This window comes from Rothia sp. SCPM-O-B-18226 (M350), from assembly GCF_058213595.1.
This window is the reverse complement of record NZ_JBYQJS010000002.1, coordinates 202,843-228,548: the sequence shown is the minus strand read 5'-3', so window position 1 is coordinate 228,548 and position 25,706 is coordinate 202,843. Positions and strand designations below refer to the sequence as shown.

14 protein-coding genes and 1 CRISPR repeat array are annotated in these 25,706 nt (G+C 58.7%); of the genes, 2 read left to right on the top strand and 12 right to left on the bottom strand.

Annotated elements, in window-relative coordinates; all coding sequences use genetic code 11:
* Positions 1 to 77: 77 nt before the first annotated feature.
* The 3 genes from AC3E6W_RS04980 to AC3E6W_RS04970 all read right to left on the bottom strand — a co-directional run bounded on the left by AC3E6W_RS04980 (position 78) and on the right by AC3E6W_RS04970 (position 7,247).
* Positions 78 to 2,267, bottom strand: a complete 2,190-nt coding sequence (locus AC3E6W_RS04980; RefSeq protein ID WP_049343452.1) for a DUF5074 domain-containing protein — start codon at positions 2,265 to 2,267, stop codon at positions 78 to 80.
* A gap of 557 nt (positions 2,268 to 2,824) precedes the next feature.
* The gene (locus AC3E6W_RS04975; protein ID WP_490652481.1) at positions 2,825 to 5,812 is read right to left on the bottom strand and encodes an LPXTG cell wall anchor domain-containing protein; all 2,988 of its coding nucleotides are present in this window, start codon (positions 5,810 to 5,812) and stop codon (positions 2,825 to 2,827) included.
* A gap of 349 nt (positions 5,813 to 6,161) precedes the next feature.
* On the bottom strand, positions 6,162 to 7,247 hold the full coding sequence (locus AC3E6W_RS04970) for an S-layer homology domain-containing protein (RefSeq protein WP_490652480.1): 1,086 nt from the start codon (positions 7,245 to 7,247) through the stop codon (positions 6,162 to 6,164).
* Between the two features lie 450 nt (positions 7,248 to 7,697).
* Between AC3E6W_RS04970 and AC3E6W_RS04965 the strand changes: the two genes are divergently transcribed.
* A complete protein-coding gene (locus tag AC3E6W_RS04965) occupies positions 7,698 to 8,429 on the top strand; it encodes a nicotinamide mononucleotide transporter (protein WP_490652479.1) in 732 nt (243 codons plus the stop codon).
* Between the two features lie 571 nt (positions 8,430 to 9,000).
* Here the strand turns inward: AC3E6W_RS04965 and AC3E6W_RS04960 are convergent.
* The 8 genes from AC3E6W_RS04960 to casA all read right to left on the bottom strand — a co-directional run bounded on the left by AC3E6W_RS04960 (position 9,001) and on the right by casA (position 20,864).
* Positions 9,001 to 9,285, bottom strand: coding sequence for a helix-turn-helix domain-containing protein (locus AC3E6W_RS04960; RefSeq protein ID WP_490652478.1), 285 nt, complete (start codon positions 9,283 to 9,285; stop codon positions 9,001 to 9,003).
* A 367-nt stretch (positions 9,286 to 9,652) separates the two neighbouring features.
* A CRISPR array of direct repeats spans positions 9,653 to 14,500; the repeat unit is 29 nt; unit sequence GGGCTCATCCCCGCTCGCGCGGGGAACAC.
* 94 nt (positions 14,501 to 14,594) lie between these two features.
* Positions 14,595 to 14,933 (bottom strand): type I-E CRISPR-associated endoribonuclease Cas2e, encoded by a 339-nt coding sequence (gene cas2e / locus AC3E6W_RS04955; protein ID WP_049352937.1) that lies wholly within the window; start codon positions 14,931 to 14,933, stop codon positions 14,595 to 14,597.
* Entirely contained in the window at positions 14,933 to 15,877 is a 945-nt protein-coding gene (gene cas1e, locus AC3E6W_RS04950; protein ID WP_490652477.1) for a type I-E CRISPR-associated endonuclease Cas1e, read from the bottom strand. The genes cas2e and cas1e overlap by 1 nt, the downstream gene beginning before the upstream one ends.
* Before the next feature lie 112 nt (positions 15,878 to 15,989).
* The gene (gene cas6e / locus AC3E6W_RS04945; RefSeq protein ID WP_490652476.1) at positions 15,990 to 16,670 is read right to left on the bottom strand and encodes a type I-E CRISPR-associated protein Cas6/Cse3/CasE; all 681 of its coding nucleotides are present in this window, start codon (positions 16,668 to 16,670) and stop codon (positions 15,990 to 15,992) included.
* On the bottom strand, positions 16,667 to 17,419 hold the full coding sequence (gene cas5e, locus AC3E6W_RS04940) for a type I-E CRISPR-associated protein Cas5/CasD (RefSeq protein WP_314066134.1): 753 nt from the start codon (positions 17,417 to 17,419) through the stop codon (positions 16,667 to 16,669). The genes cas6e and cas5e overlap by 4 nt, the downstream gene beginning before the upstream one ends.
* Positions 17,419 to 18,540, bottom strand: a complete 1,122-nt coding sequence (cas7e, locus tag AC3E6W_RS04935) for a type I-E CRISPR-associated protein Cas7/Cse4/CasC (RefSeq protein WP_490652475.1) — start codon at positions 18,538 to 18,540, stop codon at positions 17,419 to 17,421. Before cas7e ends, cas5e begins: the two co-directional genes overlap by 1 nt.
* Before the next feature lie 28 nt (positions 18,541 to 18,568).
* A complete protein-coding gene (gene casB, locus AC3E6W_RS04930) occupies positions 18,569 to 19,183 on the bottom strand; it encodes a type I-E CRISPR-associated protein Cse2/CasB (RefSeq protein WP_490652474.1) in 615 nt (204 codons plus the stop codon).
* Positions 19,176 to 20,864 (bottom strand): type I-E CRISPR-associated protein Cse1/CasA, encoded by a 1,689-nt coding sequence (gene casA, locus AC3E6W_RS04925; protein WP_490652473.1) that lies wholly within the window; start codon positions 20,862 to 20,864, stop codon positions 19,176 to 19,178. Before casA ends, casB begins: the two co-directional genes overlap by 8 nt.
* A gap of 368 nt (positions 20,865 to 21,232) precedes the next feature.
* Here casA and cas3 point away from each other — a divergent pair, with 368 nt between their 5' ends.
* A complete protein-coding gene (gene cas3 / locus AC3E6W_RS04920) occupies positions 21,233 to 24,379 on the top strand; it encodes a CRISPR-associated helicase Cas3' (RefSeq protein ID WP_490652472.1) in 3,147 nt (1,048 codons plus the stop codon).
* A 205-nt stretch (positions 24,380 to 24,584) separates the two neighbouring features.
* Here cas3 and zapE read toward each other — a convergent pair whose 3' ends face one another.
* The gene (zapE, locus tag AC3E6W_RS04915; protein ID WP_490652471.1) at positions 24,585 to 25,640 is read right to left on the bottom strand and encodes a cell division protein ZapE; all 1,056 of its coding nucleotides are present in this window, start codon (positions 25,638 to 25,640) and stop codon (positions 24,585 to 24,587) included.
* Positions 25,641 to 25,706 lie beyond the last annotated feature (66 nt).

Sequence of the window (25,706 nt, the reverse complement as noted above, 5' to 3'; positions counted from 1 at the left end):
ATACAGATGCGCCCCGCACACTCGGTACGGGGCGCATCCGGAAGGACCGATAAGAACCGATCAGATACCGTTACAGGCTAGGACTTACGGCGACGCAGCACCACCAGGGTGGCGCCGGCAATCAGGACGAAAGCGCCCACGGCAGCCAGGCTCAGAACGCTCTGTGCACCGGTCTTAGCCAGCGAACCACTCTGGGTCGAGGACTTCGTCGCGGAGGCATTTACCTGAGCGTTAGAGCCCTTCGACTGAGAGGAGGAAGAAGAGTTCGAGGCCGGCTGCGACGAAGAGCTCTTCTTCGCGGGAGTCTTCACGGTGGAACCCATCTGCTCCTGTGCGGCAGGGGCGTTCGAGTCAGCAGTCTTGGACTGAGCGTTATCCTGCTGCTGGGCGGCAGGCGACTCTGCGGGCTGGCTCGGCTTGCTCGAGTCATCCGAGGTGGCGCGGTTATCAGCCTTATCCGCGTCTTCCTGAACATCGTTAACAATCAGCGCACGAGCCGAATCGTAGTCGCGGTTCACAGCAACGTCGGAACCGGCAGTCACGGTGCCGAGCAGGTAGCCCTGGCCGTACTTCAAGGTGTTTGCCGGTACGCGCAGGGTGCCGCTGAAGGAGTACTTACCGGTCTTCTCGTTGTACACGAAGTCGCTGGCCGGAATAACCGTGGAAATCTTCTGGATGTTCTGCAGCTCGCTGTCGGTCAGCTTGTCGTTGCCGGGAAGCCACTCGCCGTCCTTAACCAGGAAGAGGCGAATACCCTCGGCCGGGGGCTTATCAAAATCAGCGCCGGTGACATGGAAGGTGTAGGGGCGAGTGATGTCAATCGTGCCCTCCGCGAAGTTCAGGGTGGGGCCGATAATCACGGGCAGCGCTTCCTTCGGGTAACCCTGGAAGGCCAGCTTGGAAGGAACAATCGTTGCGGGCGAGGTGAATTCGCCGTCGGCAAGCTCGACGCGGAACTTCATGATGGAGTTCGGCTTGAGGACCTCGCGGGTGGAGGGGATGGTCTTACCATCGCGGCCAACCCGAGCCTTGGACATGTAGTTGTCGGTGGTCGAACCGTCGCCGGTCTTCGGGTCAAGAACGTAAGGCACGGAGGCGGTTGCACCCTCAATGTCCTGCTTGTCCACGGCCACGACGGAGCCGTCGTCGGCGAGGGTCAGGTCGTTAGCCTTGCCGCCGTTCATCTCGACCTCGCCAATCACGCGGTCGGTCTTGGCATCAAAGATAGCAATCTTACCGGTGCCGAAATCGGAGACGTACACGAGGTCGCGCTCTTCATCGTTGACCATGGCCAGGGCCTGGGTGCCGAACTTGACGAACTTCTTGAACGCACCGGTCTTCAGGTCGTACACCGAGATGCCGGAGTTAACGCCCTTCACGCCCTGAGAGGATACGTAAATCTCGTTCTGGGAGTGATCGATGGACACATCGGAGGGGCGAACCTCAACCGAAGAGTCCTCGCCCCGGGTCTGGATGACCTGCTCGGTCTTCAGGGTCTTGGTGTTAATCACGAAGAGCTTGCCGCTGGTACGCTCGGGCACATACAGCTTGTCGCCGTCGATGGCCACGTTCATGCCGATGTAGCGGGTGCCGCCGTCGGGTGCACCCTGCAGCTGAATCTTGGTGACCTCGAAGGTTTTCATGTCGATAGCCGAGACGTAGTAGCGGCCGGTCACGAACACCTTGCCCGATGCGTTATCCACGCGAACCTCGCGGGGGTGCTCAATCCAGTTCGGATCAGCCTGGGACATGCCGTGACTGGTCCAAATCTGCTCCATGGTCTCCTGGTCGAACACGGAGAGGGAGTTGTCGGTCGTGTTGGTAACCCACACGGTACCGTTGGCATCATCGACGGTGATGCCGTACGCAGAAACGTAGCCGAACTGGCCGTTTGCGTCATATTCGAAGGGAAGGACCGCTACTTCTTCAATCTTCATGGTGTCTGCATCGACACGTGCGATGGTGGAGGCCAGGTTGCTACTGCCACCCACGCCAACCATCCAGATCTTGTGGTGCGCCTGCGAGTAGGCCACCTGGTACTGGCCGGGCAGACCCTGAGTAATCTGGGCGGTGGATGCGGAGACATCTACGACGCGGCTTTCAGTGCTTTCTGCGTCGGAGGAGGAAGCGGACTGGGTCGTGGTCGGTTGCGCGGTGTTCTGCGCTGCGAAGGAGGCAGGAATCATGGACGCGCCGGAAATGGCGAGCGCGAGGGAGCCAGCAACGATGCCCTTCAGCGCCTTACCCGAAGAAGGAGTGAGGTTCAATGTGTGTCCTTGTAGAGATGTAACGGAAGTACTTCGCCGCCGTATCGAAGTGCTAACGAGACACTTCGTGAGCGTGCGGTGACACGCTCAGCGGTAGCGGGAGCAGAAGCGCAAGTAATGCATAAATTTACCTACCCTCTTATCCTCAGTGTTTTCCCAGGAAAATACAAGCTATGTCGAGGGTGTGTTCAATATTTTTGGGCGCATCCCGCGAATTTACCTTGAGCATCACGTGAACGTTGAACCCTTAGAGGGAGATTTGCCTTCCCCGGGAGGCAAAAACCCTGGTCAGCCTGATATTCATTAGCTCTTATATTTACACATTAATGTAAAAATTTGCTTCACCCGGTACATTATTCCGATGCATTATTCTTCCCTCAACGACATCACTTTTCCGTTCGTGCGAACGCACCCAATACGCGCAAAAGGCGGGCCCCTCCCCCGCCGCAATCTCGACGATTGCGGCGGGGCCGGGAGCCCGCCTCACGCAGCAGCTCAGAGTGGCCGCTGAACGTTGCTACTCACCGCCTCCTTATGGCAAAGTCGGCGGTTACAGCTTAGGCCTTGCGACGGCGAACCAGAATGGCCGCGCCACCCAGCAGGGCGACCGAACCCACGGCCAGCAGGCCGGCCACGCCGTTCGCACCGGTGCTGGCCAGAGCACCCTTCGAGGAGCCACCCTCGCGCTGAGCCTGCGAGGAACCGGAAAGATCGGCCTTCACGCCATCCTTGGAGGGGTTCAGCTCGTCCCGAGAACCGCTCTTGCTATCGGTCTTTGCATCGGACTTCGCAGTATCCTTCGCGTCGGTGGCCGAATCGGCCGACTGCGAGGGGGCGGGGGTCGAAGAGTTGTCCTTCTTAGCGTCCTCAGACTTCGGGTCAGTCGGCTTCGATTCCTCGGCCTTCACGCCGGTCACCATCGGGTAGCCCGCGAACTGCAGGGCGGTCGGGGTGAGGGTCACGGGAGCCGCGCTCTCGGCGGTGTCCTTCAGACCAACCTTGAACTTCAGAATCGAGTTGGCCTTCAGCTGCTGAACCGATGCGGGCACGTCGTTACCCTGGCGGTCCTTGGTAGGCAGGGTGGTGTACTCGCTGGCGGTGCTGATCTCGCCGGTGGTGCCGTTGAGCACGTAGGGCAGGGTGACCTTCTCGTCGCGGTCCTTCTTGTCAAGGACCAGCACGGAGCCGTCCTTGAGCAGGGTCACGTCGTTCGCGGCGGCGCCGTTCATCTCGACCTCGCCGATCACCTCGTCGGCGCGGCCGTCAAAGACCGCAACCTTACCGGTGCCGAAGTCGGTCACGTACACCAGGTCGCGGTCCTCATCGTGCTCCAGAGCGAGCGCCTGGGTGCCGAACTTGACGAACTTCTTGAACTCGCCGGTGCGCAGGTCGTACACGGAGATACCGGAGTTGACGCCCTTCACACCCTGAGAAGAAACGTAAATCTCATTCAGCGAGTGATCCACAGCAACGTCGGAGGGGCGAACCTCAACGGTGGAATCCTCACCCTGAGTCTGGATGGTCTTCTCAACCTTGAAGGTCTTGGTATCCACGACGAAGAGCTTACCGCCGGTACGCTCGGGCACGTACAGCTTGCCACCGTCCAGGAACAGGTTCATGCTGATGTAGCGGGTACCGCCGTCGGGGGCACCCTCGAGCTGAATCTTCTCAACCTGCTTGGTCTTCAGGTCGATAGCGGAGACGAAGAAGCGGCCGGTCACGAACGCCTTACCGGACTCGTGGTCGACGAGCACAGAACGGGGGTGCTCAATCCAGTTCGGGTCGCCTTCCTTCACGCCCTCGTTGGTCCAGATGAGCTTGAGGGTCTGCTGATCGTACACCGCCACGGAGTTGTCGGTGGTGTTGGTGACCCAGACGGTGCCGTCCACGTCATCGACGGTCACACCGTACGCGGAGGTGTAGCCGTACTGGCCCTTGTCGTTCTGCTTGACGGGCAGCTCGGCGAAGGCCTCGGTCTGCAGGGTGTCTGCATCCACGCGCGCCAGGGAGGAAGCAAGATTGCCTCGCGCACCCACGGTGGGCACGAAGAGCTTATGGCTCTTCTTGGAGTAGCCAACCTGGAACTGACCGGGCAGGCCCTGAATGATATTTGCGACGCTACCGTTTGCATCCACGGTGCGGTGTGCCTCGGTGGAGGGGGTGGTGGTGTCGGTTGCCTTGGTGGTCTTGGTGGCGGTTGCCGGGTAGCCCTGGAACTCGCGGGTTTCGGGGGTGACCTGCTTGACCTCGGAGTTGTCGCCCGCGGTTGCGGTGACCTTGAACTTCAGGATGGAGTTCGCCTGAATCTCGGAGGTCTTGGCGGGAACCTCGTTGCCCTGCTTGTCCTTAGAAGGCTTACTGGTGACCTGGCTGGAGGTACTGACAGTACCGGTGGTACCGTCGAGGACGTAGGGCACGGTTGCGGTTGCGCCAGCCTGCTTGTCCACGGCGACCACGGAGCCGTTGGGCAGTACGACCAGGTCGTTTGCCTTGCCGCCGTTCATGGCGACCTCGGCAATCAGCTTGTCCGCTGCGCCGCCGTCAATCACGCCCACCTTGCCGGTGCCGAAGTCGGTCACGTACACCAGGTCGTTGGCCTCATCGTTATCGAGCGAGAGCGCCTGGGTGCCGAAGGGGATGAACTTCTTGAACTCGTAGGTGGTCGCATCGTACACGGATACACCGGAGTTCTCGCCCTTCACGCCTTGCGAAGAGACGTAAATTTCGTTCTGCGAGTGGTCAATAGCCACGTCGGAGGGGCGAACCTCGCCGTCCTTATCGCCCTTCACAGAGATGGTCTTCTCGACCTTGAAAGTCTTGGTGTCGACGACGAAAATCTTGCCGCCGGTACGCTCGGGCACGTACAGCTTACCTCCATCAACCAGGATGTTCATGCTGATGTAGCGGGTGCCGCCGTCGGGTGCGCCCTCGAGCTGGATCTTCTCAACCTGCTTGGTCTTCAGGTCAATAGCGGACACGAAGAAACGACCGGTGACGAACGCCTTGCCGGACTCGTGGTCAACCAGAACGGAGCGGGGGTGCTCAATCCAGTTCGGGTCGGTCTCTGCGATACCCGCGGTGGTCCAGGTCTGCTGCAGGGTTTCCTGGTCATACACGGAAATGGAGTTGTCGGTGGTGTTGGTGACCCATACGGTGCCGTCCACGTCGTCAACGGTGATGCCATAGGCCGCATCGTACTGGTAGCCCTTGTCGTTCTTGATGATAGGCAGCTCGGCGACGGCCTCAATCTTCAGGGAGTTCGCGTCAATGCGAGCGATGGTGGAGACGTGCTTGTCGCGGTCCGCGGTGCCCGCAACCCAAATCTTGTTGGTCTTCTTGGAGTAAGCGACCTGGAACTGACCGGGTAGGCCCTGGGTAATCTTCGCCATGGCCTTGTCTGCAATGGTGCGAGCGTCGCTGCTCTGGCTTGCCGCCGGGGCGGGGTCCGCAGCGAATGATGCGGGGATGGTGGCAACGCCCGAGATTGCCAGTGCCAGCGAGCCAACGGCGAGGCCCTTGAATACCTTGCTCGATGCGAGGTTCATATGTATGTCCTTTATCGTGTGGGTGGTGTGTGAAGGGGTGCCTCTCCCCTGTTTGAGGGGCGGTGAGGCGCCGTGTTTTTCTGCCTTATGCGGCGGGTGTTTCGTGCACCCACAAGGAGTGAACTAGCCTTCACACAGTATTAAGTAAGGCAATCATTAATTTACCTTCTAGGTAATACTTACTTAGCTCCTAGGTTTTTGCAAGATTTCAGGTATATATGACGCAAAAATTTCACATGCCAGGCACAGCCTGTCGCTAAACCCGCACAACAAAACCCCCGCCTCCAGCAAAAGCCAGAAGACGGGGGTTTCACGCTACCCAGCGCGCAACGCCAGGGATAGCTAAAAATTAGGAGACATACGAGAAGTCAGTGAACAGCAGGTTCTGCAGCTTGTAGCGGCGAATGAAGCGAGCCAGCTCCGCGCGGGTCGTCGGGGCGGTCGGCTTGAACTCACCCGAAGAGTCCAGCACGATATCGTTCGCGCCAGCCCACGCAACGTAACGGTGCAGTGGACCCGCACCCAGCACATCGCGGAAACGGGAGCCCAAGGCATCCTCCAGCTCGGAGAGCTGCACCTCGGTGTTGTACTGGTACAGCACCGCCGCCAGCTCCTCGTGCGAGATCGGGGCAGTCGGGTCGATGCGCTCGCCGCTAGCGATCGGTTCAGCAATCTTGCGGTCGCGCGCCCAGTGCAGGGCGTTCGCGGCGGGGCGGTCTACCGCATCCGCGTAGGGTGCGACTTCCGAGTTCTCGCTCACGCCGGGACGACCCGCCGCACGGTTGAGCAGGGCGATGACCTCTTCGCGGGTGACGGCGCGGTCCGGCTCGAAGGCGCCGGTCTGCGGGTTGGGCAGCAGCCACTTCTTCTGGTTAGCCACGCGAATGTCGTCGGCGTAGGGGTGGTTGCCGGGCACGTCTTCGAAGGATGTCTTCAGGATCTTGGTTTCGGCCACGGGGATGCGTGCGGCGACCTGGTGGGCGATTTCCTGCCCCCAGGGGTCGGTGCAGATATCCAGCTGCAGGGCGTGGTCCACGCCCTCGGGCTGAATGAGTTCGATGGGGAACAGGTCGGTTCCGCTGAAGGTGTCTTCGTCACCGTTGAATTCGGGGGTGAGCGGCCAAGAGCGCAGGGTTTCGAAGGAGTTGTCGCGCACGTAGCCGTGGCGCACGGTCAGGGTGGTGCCTTCGGCGAGGAGTTCACGCAGGCCGTGCGCGGTGTAGCTGACGGTCATTCCGTCTTCGGTGATGGTGGCTCGCTGGATGGTGAGGCGCGGGCCCTTGGTCTCCTCGGCGGCGGCCGGGGACTCGGCGGTCTTGGGGGCTTCATCTGCGTTTGCAGCCTGGGCCTGCAGTGCGAGGGCGCCTGCTGCGGTGGCAGCGGAGGCACCCTTCAGGAAGAATCGTCGTGAGAGTCGATTGTTGAGGAAGGGCATGATTGTCCTATTCACTTGTCGTTTGAGTTGAGTGAGCTACGGGTGGCAGGAGGCGCGGCAATAGCGTGTGCGGTGAGTGAGGCCGATACGCGATTCCCTGTTGAGCGTGAGTGAGACGCGGAGGGTGAGTGCCGGGCGGATGCGCAGTGAGTGAGACCGGCGTGGTTCCTGACCCAGCTATCAAGAATACCTTAAGGTTCGAGTTTATTCGAGGGTTTGGCGAATTATGTGAGGCTAGAAGGCGTGAGAATCATCAACCCGCCTCCCCGATTCAACCCGCAAGCCCCGAATCAATCTACAGCCCCTCAAAAGTGAATCGCGTTACAAATAGCACCGGTTTGGTGTGTTTTTGGCGTGTCTCCAGATTCGGGAGTTATAGTTATTACAACCTTATCACCGTTGCGATACCACTCAACGGCGAGCTAACACACCCATCCCAAAGGAGCTTTCGTGGATAAGGCACTTATCTTCTTCGCCAAGTCGCGTTACGCCGACCTCTTCGGCGTGGCACTGGTTATTGCCATCGCTATCGGGTCTGGATACCTGAACACCAACCTCGCCAAGTACGTTGACTGGGGCCCGATGACGAGCCTCATCCCCCTCGGCGTTATTTCAGTGATTAACGTGGGCATTTCAATGATGTCCACCCGCCTGACCGGCCGCCTCTCGAACGTCGGTAACGTGCTCGGCATTATTAACACGGCGCTGTCTGGAACGATCGACTACATTCTGGGTAATAAGGCGGCAATCATCACCTACCCGGTGACTTTTATCGTGTACACCTTCGCGATTCGTAGGTGGCAGAACTCCGAGCGCGGCAAGGCCATGGAACCGCCGACCGGCAAGAAGGGTCTGCTGATTATCGCCGGCATTGTGGCGGGTTCGTTCGCATTCTCCCTGGTAGCGAACTATATCGGCTACCGCGGCCAGATGACCTTCCTGTTCTGGATCACGACCGTGGTGTTTGGCCTGTCCCTGTCAGCGAACATTCTGAACGCCTTGAAGCTGACGATGCAGTGGCAGTTCTGGGCTCTGTACAACACCGTGCAGTGCGTGAAGGCGCTGACTCAGGGTAACTTTGCGAACGTCGGCAAGTACATTTTCTACATCATCAACAGCGTGGCGGCGTTCCTGCTGTGGACCCGCAACGGCACCGCGGCCAAGGAGGCGGTGGTGGCGTAAGGGGCGGTTCCCGGGTTTTCGGGTGCTGACCCTTCTACCAGCTAACGCTAATGCATGAGGAGGCCCCTCGACCTGCAGTTTACTGCTGCGGGCCGAGGGGCTTTACCTGTGCCCCGCGAGTGCGGGGAATACGTTGAGCCTCTTTCATTATTGCCCTTAATATAGGGCTCATCCCCGCTACTGCGGGGAATATGCACTGAATCTCACGATGCAGTGGCAGTTCTGAGACTCATCCCCGCTCGCGCGGGGAACATCGGTACGCCTCAGCTACGGAACGGTGGCCGCTCGGCTCATCCCCGCTCGCGCGGGGAACACGTGGGATTTTCAGCCCTCTGTTTGCCCTTGCCGGGCTCATCCCCGCTCGCGCGGGGACCACGTCTCCGGTGTAGGAGCACAGGGGCTGGCGCAGGGCTCATCCCCGCTCGCGCGGGGACCACCCATCTTCGAAATTAAAGGCATGGCAGAACGCGGGCTCATCCCCGCTCGCGCGGGGACCACGTAGGAGGCACAGGCTCACCTTTACTGTAGGTGGGCTCATCCCCGCTCGCGCGGGGAACACAAGAAAAACCGCTCATTTATCCTTCTTTTCTTTGACCTCAACACCGTGCGGACGCGGGGTGCCGCTGTTATTCCAGCCCCATACTCGGGATTTCGGCGGGTTCTTCTCGCGCCAATCCATCCAGCGGCGCACCTCGGATTCAAAATAACCCCAGGTGCTGCCAGTCCGTGAGGCGGGGTGCAGGTCGCCCTTCTGACGGGCATTATTCACGGTCTTAACCTCCACTCCAGCCATTGCCGCAACCTCTTTAGAGGACAGATACACGGTGAACTCTGTGTGTTCCTCTTTCTTTGCCATTGCTGTTATCCTTTCTTCTGCGTGTTGATGATTTTCACGCCCTTCTGTCCCCCTCGTTTGGTGAGGGTCCCCGGTGTCTTTTCCCACACCTGTTTTTGGGCGGTGGCACCGGGGTTTTTATATTCTTGCAGTCAATAAGCAGCCAACCACATGGACAGTATTAGTCACGACTATAATGCCTGCCAGCCCAAACGACCAGACGCCAAGACCTACTACAGGTATTCGTCTTTCATCGCCATTTCTAGATGCCCTGCAGGCTCAGAGGGCAAACCCATCCAAGACCAGCGAAAAGAGAACGGCAACGCCGAAGCTCATCCCCTCGCCCGAGGGGAACACAGTGACCGCACCACGCAGAATGACCTACAGCAAGGTTCATCCCCGCTCGCGCGGGGAACACTGTTGCTCAATAATTTTTGCGGTTCGCGCCGTTGGCTCATCCCCGCTCGCGCGGGGAACACTTCGGCGCTGTAGTTGGTCTCCCATTCAAAGGGGGCTCATCCCCGCTCGCGCGGGGAACACGCGTTAGTCGCCGCCGGGTACGCGGCAACCGGGGGCTCATCCCCGCTCGCGCGGGGAACACGGGTTCATGCGTTCCTCACGGCTGCCCCAGCTGGGCTCATCCCCGCTCGCGCGGGGAACACGAAATGTTATTCATTGCTCCTCCTAAAATCCAGGGCTCATCCCCGCTCGCGCGGGGAACACGTCGTCGTTGACACCGTGAACCCCGTCGCTGAGGGCTCATCCCCGCTCGCGCGGGGAACACGTGCGCGCATCTGGTCGTCGCCCTCCGAGTCGGGGCTCATCCCCGCTCGCGCGGGGAACACAAAGGAAATCGCTCGCGTGGTCTCGGATGAGCGGGCTCATCCCCGCTCGCGCGGGGAACACTCGGTTGCCGCCTCCTGGACGGCGGGGGTAGTGGGCTCATCCCCGCTCGCGCGGGGAACACCGCGCCATCGCGAACCTGCGCGCCGCCAACGCGGGCTCATCCCCGCTCGCGCGGGGAACACACATACCCGTTCTGCGTCACATTCGGGTCGCCGGGCTCATCCCCGCTCGCGCGGGGAACACGCTGGTTCGCTGGGTGAGCAGGTTGCCGCCGCGGGCTCATCCCCGCTCGCGCGGGGAACACGTGGTGACTAACTCTATAGTCGTGATGTGTTTAGGGCTCATCCCCGCTCGCGCGGGGAACACACCAGCATTTCCGGTACCGTGTGGGTCACAAAGGGCTCATCCCCGCTCGCGCGGGGAACACTGGCGGTGGACACCGGCTATTGGGCACTCATGGGGCTCATCCCCGCTCGCGCGGGGAACACACCGGCTTTGTGCACGGAACCACGGTTGAGTTGGGCTCATCCCCGCTCGCGCGGGGAACACCTGTCTGGAATGGTATTAAGGGCGCTATCGATGGGCTCATCCCCGCTCGCGCGGGGAACACTTCTGTTCGGGATTAGTGAGTTTAGCCCGGTGGGGCTCATCCCCGCTCGCGCGGGGAACACGCATCAAAGGCGGAGTTCACAGCGCCAACCACGGGCTCATCCCCGCTCGCGCGGGGAACACTGAAAAACAATACCGCCGACATTAGCGGGAATGGGCTCATCCCCGCTCGCGCGGGGAACACCCGTGTGGTTGATTACAGGGGCGATAAGTACGGGGCTCATCCCCGCTCGCGCGGGGAACACCGTAGCTCGTCAATACCAATCTGCGTGTTTTCGGGCTCATCCCCGCTCGCGCGGGGAACACGGGGTTCCGCCCCGTTCTTCCTTACACTTATAGGGCTCATCCCCGCTCGCGCGGGGAACACGCACCCGGCCTCTCTCACCGGCAGGACTTGGGGGGCTCATCCCCGCTCGCGCGGGGAACACAATCTCGATGCGCCGCCTCCACGAATCCAGGCGGGCTCATCCCCGCTCGCGCGGGGAACACACCAGCGGAATACAGAACCGATAACGTCGATAGGGCTCATCCCCGCTCGCGCGGGGAACACGTGACCGTCGCCAATGAGAAGGTGTACCGCCTGGGCTCATCCCCGCTCGCGCGGGGAACACACATCCCCGCTAATCGTAATCTCACGGGAACCGGGCTCATCCCCGCTCGCGCGGGGAACACGCCTGTACATAGAACGCCATGCATTCGGTCATGGGCTCATCCCCGCTCGCGCGGGGAACACCCAGAGTATCGCGAATCTTAGCGGCCTGCCCAGGGCTCATCCCCGCTCGCGCGGGGAACACGGCTTGACAAGCTTGCAAACCAGGGCGAGGATGGGCTCATCCCCGCTCGCGCGGGGAACACTCCGAGGCGCTGGAGTCCCGCCGTGTCCCTGGGGGCTCATCCCCGCTCGCGCGGGGAACACGTCTAAGCAGACTCCTATTTCTGGTATGCCCGGGGCTCATCCCCGCTCGCGCGGGGAACACGTGCAGACCGTGCCCTAGCACAGAGCGCGGACGGGCTCATCCCCGCTCGCGCGGGGAACACTCCGGTTATCCTGTCGCCGTCCGTGGTGAACGGGGCTCATCCCCGCTCGCGCGGGGAACACCCGGTGGTGGTGTCATGCGTTGGCGTGACACTGGGCTCATCCCCGCTCGCGCGGGGAACACTCCACCTCAGCATGAGACAGCGGAGCGGGCGCGGGCTCATCCCCGCTCGCGCGGGGAACACCCGAGACTATGGCATCTGCAAAGGCAACCGACGGGCTCATCCCCGCTCGCGCGGGGAACACGAGTACGCCCCGGTTGATGCCTCGCTGGGTTTGGGCTCATCCCCGCTCGCGCGGGGAACACGCCGGCAAGGGCGGGGCCGGCGGGCGTGATAAGGGCTCATCCCCGCTCGCGCGGGGAACACAATGAGATTGCCCACCACGAGCCGCGGCCCGTGGGCTCATCCCCGCTCGCGCGGGGAACACTCCGGGCGGCACTCAATGCCAATAGAACGCGCGGGCTCATCCCCGCTCGCGCGGGGAACACCATCATCATTGGCACTCCCTCAAGAAACAACCGGGCTCATCCCCGCTCGCGCGGGGAACACCCAATACCCGCGCCGCCCGGCACGAGCTTGTCGGGCTCATCCCCGCTCGCGCGGGGAACACCTGCTGGTCATTCTGTTCACCGGTCACCGGCTGGGCTCATCCCCGCTCGCGCGGGGAACACCCCCGCACTTCTGACTGAAGTGTGGGGCGGCTGGGCTCATCCCCGCTCGCGCGGGGAACACGTGGAGAGGACCCCCGGCAGGGCCAGGCCCTTGGGCTCATCCCCGCTCGCGCGGGGAACACAACACGGGTGCCGGCGGGGTAAACGCGGACGGGGGCTCATCCCCGCTCGCGCGGGGAACACATACGTCATCTGCGGGTTTTCCCGATAGTGATGGGCTCATCCCCGCTCGCGCGGGGAACACGAAGGTTGTCTTGACGGTGCGCTGTCCGAGGCGGGCTCATCCCCGCTCGCGCGGGGAACACGTCTTCGAGATGGAAAGCCGCCCCCTTCTCGGGGGCTCATCCCCGCTCGCGCGGGGAACACCGGTCGTGAGCATCTTTAAAAGCGCAGAACTGGGGCTCATCCCCGCTCGCGCGGGGAACACGAACCAGTCTCAGCGACGCTGGTTACCGGCAAGGGCTCATCCCCGCTCGCGCGGGGAACACAATGTCACGCCGTGGACCTCTCGGTTAATCGCGGGCTCATCCCCGCTCGCGCGGGGAACACATGTTTTGGCCCATTGTTTTTGCCGCCGCCGCCGGCTCATCCCCGCTCGCGCGGGGAACACCGCGGTCATTACTGACTCTCTTTCATCTCGTAGGGCTCATCCCCGCTCGCGCGGGGAACACCCAATACCAGCACCGCCCGGCACCAGCTTGTCGGGCTCATCCCCGCTCGCGCGGGGAACACAGAAGGCCCTCTACACCCCCGGTCACCTGGCCGGGCTCATCCCCGCTCGCGCGGGGAACACAAACGTCATTTTTCGTAACGACATTACTCACGGGGCTCATCCCCGCTCGCGCGGGGAACACTGAACCATTCTTTAGTGGGCGCATTATTGCGAGGGCTCATCCCCGCTCGCGCGGGGAACACCCGCTCGTGAGGTCGTAGCCCACCGGTGCACCGGGCTCATCCCCGCTCGCGCGGGGAACACGCAACAGAAGGACAATAAATCATGACCATGAAGGGCTCATCCCCGCTCGCGCGGGGAACACACCGAGGTGTCTTCGAAGAAGCGTCGTACCGCGGGCTCATCCCCGCTCGCGCGGGGAACACCTCGGGTGCCGGGGTGGAAGGCTCCGGTTCCGGGGCTCATCCCCGCTCGCGCGGGGAACACGCCCCCCCATACCAACCATTGGTAAGGGTGGGGCTCATCCCCGCTCGCGCGGGGAACACGGTCTCTGCGTCGTGCGGTTCCTCACCCTCGAGGGCTCATCCCCGCTCGCGCGGGGAACACTGGTTCGCCGTCGGCGATAGCTTCGAGGCCGCGGGCTCATCCCCGCTCGCGCGGGGAACACGACGCCTCATTGCTGTACTTGAAGGTGATTTCGGGCTCATCCCCGCTCGCGCGGGGAACACTCGCCTCCTGGACTTTCACCTACGAGTCTCAGGGGCTCATCCCCGCTCGCGCGGGGAACACCTTTCATAGTGTTGCAGGTTGTTGCTACCTTTGGGCTCATCCCCGCTCGCGCGGGGAACACCCCTTGGAAGGCTCTTCACGGTTCTTCTTGTTGGGCTCATCCCCGCTCGCGCGGGGAACACGGAAACAACCCTGTCAAGGTAGCAGACCTAGTGGGCTCATCCCCGCTCGCGCGGGGAACACTGTATGATGGAGATGACCTTTTGGGTTTCTTGGGGCTCATCCCCGCTCGCGCGGGGAACACGATGACCACTGACCATCAGCGCCCTTCACGCGGGGCTCATCCCCGCTCGCGCGGGGAACACCCTTCCGCAAGCTCCCTCCAGAGAGAAGAAGCGGGCTCATCCCCGCTCGCGCGGGGAACACGTATCCGTCGCGGTGGTTGGGGCTCGGAGCCAGGGCTCATCCCCGCTCGCGCGGGGAACACAGGCAGGTCAGCCGGCAAGTATTGCACGTCTTGGGCTCATCCCCGCTCGCGCGGGGAACACGAAATACGGGGGTTCATATAGTTTGCACACCTGGGCTCATCCCCGCTCGCGCGGGGAACACTTGGAAGCCCACACGACGTCCTGTTCCCAATTGGGCTCATCCCCGCTCGCGCGGGGAACACACTTGCTGACATGGGGCTTTACCCCTTATACCGGCAAAATAGAATCACTTTGAAGCCAGAGCCCAAGTCCAGAATACACGATAAACAGCAGCTCCTAACCACGACGAGCACGGCGATACCTGCTCGCCTTACTCCACCCTGACTTAGGCACCGTTTTACGAACAACCGGACGATAAATCAGCTTCACACCCTCAAAATCGACAGGCTCCCAATCCGCATTATTCACCCGAAACTCAAGCCGCTGCTCATTATCCGCCGGAAACACCATAGTCGCACGACCAGTACCACCCGATTCCAACACACGCGCCCACAACTTCTCACGAATCCTGGCGCTCACACGACCCACAAACACACCAGGATTAATCTCCAAAAGCCACTTCGTCAAATCACCACGAAGACTCACCGGACAAGCAGACAAAACAATAACAATCATCAGTTCGCCCCTCCATCGCCATAATTCATGCCACCGCGCTGAGCCTCACCCTGCTCATTCCACAAACCCACAACATCCAGCTCAAGCATCTCCTCAGGAACCTCCTCAGACAGCAGAAGCCGCTGAATATCCCGCACAACCCGCTCCATCACCTTCTCAGAGCGAATACGGTCACGCACCGCCCTACGGGTCACAGACCCAATATCCATCCCCTCCGTATAGCCAGCAACCACCTCAAACGCAGCAGGAATCGTAATCTCAGCCTTATACAAATCAGCAACGTCATAGACAAAAGACCAAGAATTACCGGTATGCACAAAACCCAGCCCAGGCGCACAGCCCAAAGACACAATCGCCGCATGAACAATCCCATATAACGCAGCATGAGCAGCCGACAACGCCTGATTAATCGGTGACCCATCACCAAAATTATTCGGATCATATTCACGGCGCTCCCACGGAACACCAGTCCGCTCAGACCACTGCCTATACACAGAACGCACCCTAGCGCCCTCCCTACCACGCAGCTGCTGCATCGTCAGCTCGCTCGTATCCTCACCAGGAAAACGCCACTGATACATCATGCGCGCCACAGCCAAACGGCTCCGCGTATTCGACACCAACTTCGCCTGAGCAATCAACAGACGCGAAGAACGGGCCACAGACTTACCGCTCGCATAATAACGAACCCCCTGCTCGCCAACCCACACCACCGTAGTACCGCACTCCCCCAACAAAGCCATCGCCTGATGAGTAATACGAGTACCCGGCCCCAACAGCAAAGCGCTCAAACTCGCAGCAGGGCAATGAACCACGCCCTCTTCCTTCACAAACGTCACCGCACTATCCGCACGGGAAATCGTCGCATGCTCCACATACACAAAACTCAAACGGTCAGAACTACGGAACAGCTCAGACGAGCTCGGAGGAATAGCCCCCTGCATGATCTTCTCCTATGAACATCAGCGTGCCAGCATCGGCACAAAAGTATGAGTGAATAAAGAAAGGGCGGGGCACCATCACACAGAACAGTCCCCCACCCTTCACCCGCGTTACCTAGCGGGACAGAGGCGCCAACGTCAGAAGGCCCATGCCGTACGCCTTACCCCTGCCCATACCGGAGAGCAGAGACTTACGGAACAGCTCAACATCAGTGATGCGAAGAGCACCATCAAACTGAGCCTTACGGTGAGTCACCTTACCGACCTTGCCCTCAGCATTGCGGCGGGCAAACGCAAGGTCCTGACGAGAAGAAACCATCGGGCACTCCTCAATATCCTGACCCTCAACCGCGGGAATTACTTCAAATCCCCACTGCGGAGCACGCTCACGAATCCACGCCCGCTGTTGCTTAGCCGTCACGTGCGGGAACACCTCACGCTTACCCGTCTGCTTATTCGTATGGCGCTTCACCGGGTTTGCGGCAAGACGGAAAGCCCACTCCTGACCGTTCTCCAGCTTCGCCAGCAAACGACCATAATGAGCGCTCTCACCAGGGCGAGTCTGCCAACCAGCCTGCTCCACAAGAGCCGAAAAATCAGGCTTCTCAGGGCTCAACATGTACAGAACCGGAGCATGCTTAGAGTCATCCAAACGCCACAGGATGCGGCTCTCAGAATAATCCGTATCCGGCGGCAAAGTCGCCATCACAGCAGCATGCATAGCCTGCGGGCTACGCAGAAGCTTCCACGCGCCACGACGCTGCGGATTAATCATGAAACGAGAAAAATACGTCACGCTTCCACCACCGCCTTCATATAATCAGACTCAGAATCCTGGGTAGAAGAGTTCTTTACAGAAGCCCCTTCCTCCATGTTCTGTGCACGCTGATTTTCCTTGATATTTACGAGGACAGGCTCAACCGATACAACCTCACGCGAAGCATACTGACGATGCTCCGAGCTGAAACTCACCGGAATATCCTGAACCAAATCACCACGCTCGCCAGGCAACGCATCACGCAGGATACGCAACGCTACCGGGCTCGGAAAATCCTTACGGCGATACTCAGGAACCTGCCACTCCAACGAACGCAGAGCCTCCTCAGCGGGCTCCTCACGGATACCCAGGACAAGGTCGTAACCAGCCGGGCACGCACGCCGCCCAAGATACAGAGGATAAACAGGCTTCTTCAGCGCAGATTCGATAGTCTCCAGCTGTTCACGTTCACCTTCCAGAGCCACCACAAAAACAGCGTCCGAAAGGTACATACGAGTCGAAAGAGAAACCGCACCCTTCGGGTTCTTAGCCCAGTTCTTAGCGGTCTGATAATCACGAATCAGAGTACCCGAGGCATCCGTACGCACCGCGAACCTCAACGAAACCAAATCGTCAACCGGCTCATTACGCGAGCGCCCCAAGGCTGCAGCTACCATTCCAATCACGCCAGATTTGCTCGGCTCATGTCCAGCATCACGGCGACGGAAACGGCTCTGAGTACCCCATGACTGCAACGGCCCGCTCATCTTCAAGAGCAGGGTAGGCATTAGGACTCCTGAGAGGTGAGAGCAGTCAGCTGAGCTTCCAGGGACTCCAGCAGACCCTTCAAAGAAACAGACTCGCCAAGACCAGCCAGTTCTTCCTTGAGGTCGCCCAAAGCCAGAACATACGAAGCAACCGGCTCGTAACCGTACGCTTCTTCAATGTTCTTCGCCTCAGATGCGAGCGCCCGAGCAGCAACCACGCGGCGGCCCTCAACCTCCGTAATAGCCTTCTCGAAGGCGTTCACGTAGGAGATGGGGCGGTCGTTGCGAACGGTGACGATAACAGCGTCAGGCAGGGTGCGTGCGGCGAAAGAGTTCTGCTTACCGGTAGGCATGGAATTGATGAAGGAACGGACAAACGCCAGGGTTGCCTCAACACTTGCAGAAGCATCACCCAGGTTAGCGTTCAGCGCGTCCAAGTTGATGTTGGCGTAGCGGTAGAAGGTGCTTGCCGCCATCTCAATGGTGCCGATCATGCCCGCACCGGTAGAGTCATCGGAAGAACGAACGACGTCATCCACAGCGGTGTAGTAGTCGAAATCGGGTTCGGAACCGTGGACGCTCAAAGCGTGTGCTACCTGGCATGCGGCGTCAACGTTGAAGTCGGCAGCTTCTGCCAGCATGCGACCGAAGAGAGCAATATCAACACTGTGGTTGGTGTCGAGGATTTCCTTAACATCCTTCGCAACGAGCTTCTCGCCGTTAGCGTCAATGATTGCCTGCGCCAGCTTGTCAATCTGCTGGTTGCTCAGCAGAATCAGGTAGCCAGAAACAGCACGGCCTGCTTCTTCGTTTTCCTTCTTCTTCGGCTTCTCCAGCTTAATCTTTGCCGCCTTGAACGCCTCCACGACAGCTTTTTCAGCCAGGTCAGCATCGAACTCGGGCGCAAGATCCAGGATGCGCGCCACTACCTTGTCGGCAACCAAGCGGGTACGTACACCCAGCTTCGAGCGGTCGAGATGCGATTCAAAATCACGGCGAATAACGGACTTCCAAGCCTGGCTGGAAACACGCTGACGCTGAACGCCGCCGAAGAAAGCGGACTTGGGGCTGCCTGTGTCGTCACGGTTAATATTCGACGGGGGCAGGGTCTGCAGGGCGTGGATATCGACGAAAGTAGTCATGATGTTTTCCTTCTTTCAGGAGTGATAGTTACTTAGCGGTTTTGCTCGCAGCATCGCGAGCAGGGATGAGTCCGTAGGAGAAGTCGCGGTTCCAGCGGTACAGTACCTTCTGACGCGTCACAGGAGTCAGAAGACGCATGTAATCCACCGCAAATCGACCGTAATCAAAGGCAATACCTTCGGAACGGAGCAGAGTAATCAGGCTACGCAGATAATGCTGGCGCGCGTTCTCCGTCTGAGCTGTCAGCAGAGAATCAAAACGCTTCTTCGTTGAAGAAGTGGTCTGACTGACTAAGCGACCGACTGCCTGGCCGAAAGAAACACCCGCAACATGCATAGGCTGGTTCTGCGACTGCTGATGCAGAGCAAAAAGAGTCAAAGCAGTGTACGCGGCGTTCTCCGCATTACTCGGTTGGTCGCCCTTGCCGCGGTACTCTTCCGGGATACCTTCAGCACCGTCTTCCTGTTCCAGAATGATTCCTAACAGTTCCGGGTGCTGAAGGGGTGATGCCCCCACACCTCGACGAAGCTGCGCCAGCTGGGCAGTAGCTGATGAAACCCCGTTACTTTTCTGGTGGTACAAACGCAGTATTTTTGCTACAACGAAACGTCGTAGCTCGTTCTGCGCCGTGTATTCACTCATTGGTTTCCTCCTTGTCAGAGTGAGATATAAAGTCCTGATAAGCCAAGGGGATAATCTTACGCAGACGACTTTCAAGCTGTCGCCTAGCAGTAGCTGCACTGTAGAAAGAATCATTCCCCGAGCGATCTTTCACAAACGTTCCCATCATGGCTTTAGGGCCAGCGCTATTTATCAAGAGCTCAGCTTCTTGGCTAACTGAGGTGCGCACTGTTTTCTGCCATTCTTTTTTCTGAAGAACAATATCTTTAGAAGGATGTTGGAGAACAACCCACTGACGAAAAGAATCTTCCATGCGATGGAGCAGGGCTTCTGTAGCATCAGAGCAGAACTTATATTCCTTACCTGCAGCTTTCAATAGGTTGCCTGCAAACTGCCCAAGTGCATCCGCCACATCCATAGTGGCTTTAATGTTCTCGCATACCATCTGGGACACCGAGGCCCCTTCAACAGTTAGCAGGGAAAGTTCCATAGGGACAGATTCAGAGATAACCTGGCTGACGAATGAACCATAAACGTCCCCATATTGAACACCAACTAATTGCACATTAACTACAGTATCTGCAGGAAAGTATCGGCCTAATCCAAGCTGACGAATTACCGGAGCTGGTTTGTTCTGCTCATCAGACTCCGGATTTAGCCAAGTTAGCAAAGAGCTTGCCCCGTACCACAGCGAGTGCTCAGCCGCATGAAGTCTAGGAACCCATTCCTGCTTCTTATTACGGCGATATCCTGTTAGGTGGTCGACATAAGTATCCTTGTTATACCATTTGTCTCCATTAGCGATAAAAACCCCAACAATACGGTACCCGTCATGTTGCAGACGGATACGACGCGACTGCCAGGTCAGAATCTCGCACATGCCTTTCGCAGGGATTGCTACGTCTTTATATTGGGAAGCAGGGCCTCCGGTGTAGGCACGCGGTGCTGCGGTATCAGGTTCAGTGCGCTCCCAAACCGGCAAATCATGTTCAAACGACTCGCCGGTCAGCTGCCCATAGTCGAGGTTATACAGCAAGGTCTCCATCAGGTTGGCTCCATGAACAATTACCTTGCCGGTTGTTCCATACCACCCTGTTGACACACCGTATACTTTCCCAGCTTTTTCTCTAGGATCTCCAGCAGCGGCTCCACGAGGCACATAGATGTCATAAGCTTGCAAAGTTATAAGACGCCTAGCTGCCTCAGCATACGTCAGAGTTTTCAAGGCATCATCTGCAACCATTGTAAATTGTGGTCGCTTTGTTGTACTGACACGTGACTCAAGAAATAAATCAGTCAATTTTACCTTTGAAATACCGCCTCCTCGAGGCCCCAATTCAGATACCTGCATAAAGGGACGGTCGCTTCCAGCCAGCCAGAAACGATTCCTGAAGTACTCGAGGTACCCAAGAACAGCGACCAGGTTACCAGTGTCAGATTCACGCATCTGGCGAATCCAGGGTGCCACACCACCGAAGGTCTTAACGCCTTCACTAAGAAAAGCGGCACGCGCAAAGACAGCAAGAGCAACACCCAAAATAGCCGTATCTTGCAACGGGTCACCAGTGTCTATCCGCCGAATCTTATAGGAATAAACAAACAAGTCTTTCAGAGAAACCTCAACATTTCTTCCGTCCACCCGCAATACAGGTATCCAACATTCGTCAAGCAGGTTGAACTGAGGTTCTTCCATAGCAACCATTCCCACTCCTTTCTTCTTTGAAATCGGCTCACCGTCGATGACGAATAAGCGAGCACAATAACGGACTCTGGTCCACAATGAGAGTAGACCAGGCAATTAAGCCTTGTCAGGAGGTTCTTTGAAGAACCTTCATTGGCTTGTTGAGTTCATCATAGGACCATTCAGAAGATTAAGTCAAGAGATTCTGCCATATTAAAGTCATACGTTTGTAATTTTTGATAAAATCGTACCCAAAGACGCAGAATCCCCGCTCACACAGGGAACACATCAGCCATCAAAAGTCATACTGGCTCATCCCCGTCTGCTTCGGGGAACATACGCCTCGCACCGCAGCGAGGCACGCACTAGTCTACCGTCTAAGGAGAATCATGGCACCCGACCCTGAACATCTTTCAACACCTGAAACGGCATCATTCTGGGCAAAAACAGGAGATAAAGACTCCCCCACCCGCGGACTCTCCCTCGTTCAGCACATGCTCGACGCCGGCTCTGTAGCCGCACGGCTCTGGGATACATGGCTCGCCCCCGGTCTACAGAAGCAATTCAGCGAGCACCTCCATCTCTCCATGGAAGATACGCGCGCGCTCGTATGCTGGCTTGCCGCAACCCACGACATGGGCAAGGCAACCCCCGAATTCTCCGGGCAGCTCGATGCACGACGCGACGAAAACCTCGCCGTGTACCGTCAGCGTATCGAACAGCAGGACTTTGAATTCCCCGAAGACCTCGTCACGCCCACTAGCGGCTTGCGGTGCCCCCACAGCAAGTACAGCCAGAGCATCCTCATTTACCTGCTCACCAACAATATTGAGGGCATGCCACGTGAAGTTGCTGAAACTCTCGCTAGTATCTCCGGTGCACACCACGGCACACCCGCAGACTACATGCCTACATCCACTGAACTGAGCAACGTTATTTTGGAACGCCTCTCCCCCAGGTGGCATGCCGTCTGGCAGGAGCTCTACAACATTACCCTGGAACGTTTTGGCGCGTCCTCGGCGTTACAGCAGCTAGCACAGCACGGACAGGCTCTCCCCGTTTCCGTGCAGTTCTGCATTACCGGTTTCGTCATCATGTCAGACTGGATTGCTTCAAACCCTGATTTCTTCCCCATGGGAACCTTCAGCTCAGCCGAACAGGAGCAACGAGCGCGCATCGGCTGGCAGGCGCTCGGGCTCGAACAGCGTTGGATTGCCGCGCTGGACACTAATCCCGATACCCCCGCAGCTGATCTTTACGCATCCCGTTTTGGGTGGAGCAACCCGACCCTACGCCCCATGCAGGAAGTCGTAGTCGAAGCGGCACGCTCCATGCAACACGGCGGCATGATGTGCATCGAAGCGCCGATGGGTCAGGGTAAGACTGAAGCCGGTCTCATTGCGGCCGAGTTCCTTGCGCAGGCAACCGGTCGCACCGGAGTGGCCTTCGCGGCACCGACTCAGGCGACCTCCAACGCTCTCTTTGACCGTGTTATCGAATGGGTGAAGTACCAGACAAATAACGTGGCGCAAGAACAGGGCGGACCTATTGAGCCGCACTCCATGTTCCTGGGCCATTCTAAGAACCGCTTCAACAAGTCCTACGAGGCACTCTCCAAGGCAGATATTTTTGACGAATCATCTACCCCTGGGCGAGAAAACAACCGAAAAACGTTACGCCCTGGAACATCTCTCGCCCGCCACAGTTGGCTCAGCGGTACCAAGAAAGGGCTCCTCTCAAGCTTCGTTGTGTGTACCATCGACCAGGTACTCATGACCGCACTGCAAGCACGGCATGTGATGCTCCGCTACCTTGGGCTTGCCTCCAAGGTCATCATCATTGATGAGGTGCACGCCTATGACGCATACATGAGCAAGTACCTTTCCGCTGCGCTCTACTGGCTGGGCCAGATGAATGCGCCCGTCATTCTCATGTCGGCAACCCTGCCGTCAGCTACTCGTGATGATCTGATGAAGAGCTATGCCAAGGGTCTAAAGGTTGGAGCAGAACCGAACAAAGTAGCTACTCCTGCTCCCCCATCACAGAATGACCTGATGGCGAAAATGAAAGCTCGACTCGCAGGTATTCAGGCAGCACCTAAGCCGGAAGCGTCCGAAGAACCCTTCCTAGATCTGGATTACCCCGTCATTCACACGCTCACCGCCGAGGACAACGGAACTCCCAAGAAATGGAAGGTTGAACAGCCCGTAGAGCAAACCGAAATCGAGCTGAAGCTCATCGCTGACAGCCCCGAAAGCGTCCTGAACGTGCTCGAACCGCTCGCCAATGACCACGGATGCGCCGCAGTCATCTGCAACACCGTTGGGCGAGCCCAGGAAATGCACGCATTTCTGAGTGAACAGTTCGGTGAAGAGCACGTAATCCTCACGCACTCTCGCTTTACCGCCACGCACCGCGCCGAGCAAGAGGAACTCCTTGTCTCAAAGCTCGGCAAGAAGGCACACTACAGCAAAGCTGACGGGGAGGATTCCTCGCGCCCGCACCGCCTCATTGTGGTGGGTACGCAAGTCATCGAACAGTCGCTTGACCTGGACTTTGACGTAATGGTTACCGACTTCGCGCCGGTTGACCTGGTGCTTCAGCGCATGGGACGTCTACACCGTCACGATAGCCGCAGCAGCTCAGAACGCACCCCCGCATACCGTAATCCGGTGTGCTACGTACGAGGAGTTGAAACGTTCGGCTCACACGTTGAGGCACCCGACTTCCCGCGTGGGTCCAAGGCAGTCTATGAGCCGATGATCCTGCTCAGCAGCTACGCACAGCTACTCCCCCACTTCGACGGTGAACCTATTCGAATTCCTGCGGATATCAGTCCACTGGTGCAGAAAACCTATCAGGAAAATGCATCTGGTGAGATTCCTAGTGCCTGGGCAGAAATCTACGAGAGCGCCAAGCAAGAATGTGAGAAAGGTAAGGATCTAGCCAAGGTCCGTGCTAAAGGCTATCTGCTCTGTGCACCTCAGCGCGCACAGTACACCATGGCGGACTGCATGAATCGCCTCCTTAAGCCTGACGATTTGCGCTTCTCTGACGAGCAAATCGGCGAGGCAAAGGTCCGCGACACCGACGCATCCCTGGAAGTTATCGCAATCGTTGTGGAACGGAACCAACCGGGCAACCCCAAGAGTGCGATTAAAAGCTACCGACTCTTGCCTTCCATCAACGGCACAGACGAGGCTGAATCTCTCCGCTTTGACGCTTCAGCCGATGACCCGCCGACTTACTGGCAGAGCATGCAACTCGCGGCTTCATCGATTCGACTCCCCTACCAATACTCAGATGCACCCAACCACCGCATCAAGGGCGGGAAACTCCGATTCGACGCCGCACTCGACCAGCTGGAAAAGGAACGCATCGAAAACTGGCAGAAATCATTCATGCTGGAAGGGCAACTCATCCTGCCCTTCGAAGAGGTCGAAGCAGGCGTATACTCGTACGAACTCTGCGATTACGAGCTCGTGTACAGCACCCAGCTAGGCCTGCAGAGCTTCAAGCTTGATAACGAAGGCTAGCTAAGACAAACGAAGACCCCCGCCGGGTGCTTCCTAAGCGACCCGGCGGGGGTCTTCACGTATGAGAGGGGTTGGCGCGGTTCAGGTAAACCAGACTAACCAAGCTAACCATGCAAACCGGGCGAGCTTCGAGTCTCACGGGACTAGAAAGAACAGCGCATCAAAACCCGAGCCGGCCAAAGCTCGGCCCCGGCGAACAACGGAACTAGCGCTCCGCCTCCTCACCCAGCAGGCCTTCACGAGCCAGCGCGGTCAAACGAGACACCGCGCGGAAATACTTCTTCTGATAACCACCGGCCAGCATCTCCTCAGTAAACACCTTGTCAAAAGGCACACCCGAAGAAACAATCGGCAGGTCCTTGTCATACAGGCGGTCAGCCAGCACCACAAAACGCAACGCCACCGACTGCTCCGTAATCGGCTGCACATCACGCCACGCAACACCCTGCAGACCGTCAATCAGCTGACGGTAACGCGAGGGGTGAACCTTCGCCAGATGCTCCACCAGGTCCGCGAAGTTATCGACGCCCACCGTCTTACCGGCGAACACCTCCTCAACCTTCGCGTCAAACTCGGCGTCTGCTACAGGCTCCGGTGCGGCGGGCAGGCCACGGTGACGGAAGTCCTCACCATCCACGCGGTGCACCTCAAACTGCGAGGACAGAACCTGAATCTCACGCTTAAAGTCCTCCGCCGCGAAGCGACCCTCACCCAGGGCACCCGGCAGAGTGTTCGAAGTCGCCACAAGCTTCACGCCGGCATCGGCCAGCTCACGCATCAGGCGGGACATGAGCACCGTATCGCCCGGGTCGTCCAGCTCAAACTCGTCGATGCACACCAGCTTGTAACCGCTCAGCGCCTCAACCGTCTTGCGGAACGTCAACGCACCCACCAGGTTCGTGTACTCCACGAACGTGCCGAACGCCTTCGGGCCGTCTACGTAATGCCACAGCGAAGCCAGCAGGTGGGTCTTACCCACACCAAAACCGCCGTCAAGGTACAGGCCGGCCTTCGAGGTGTCCTTCTTCTTGCCGCCAAAGAGTCGACCAAAGAAGCCGCTGCCGGAGCCGCCGCCGTTAATCTTGTCGCCAAAATCCTTGAGCTTCTGCACCGCTTCAGCCTGCGAAGGCTGGTTCGGGTCGGGGATATAGGTGTCGAACGAAACCTCTCCAAAACGCTCTGACGGGCGGAAACCTGCCAGCAGCTCATCGGCAGACACGCGCGGGATGCGGTCGGTCAAATGTACGGTCGTGGTGGGCACAAAAACTCTTTTCTTCAGTGACGGCGATGTGACTTTCGTTTTAAGTGTAGTACTGCCTAACACCCC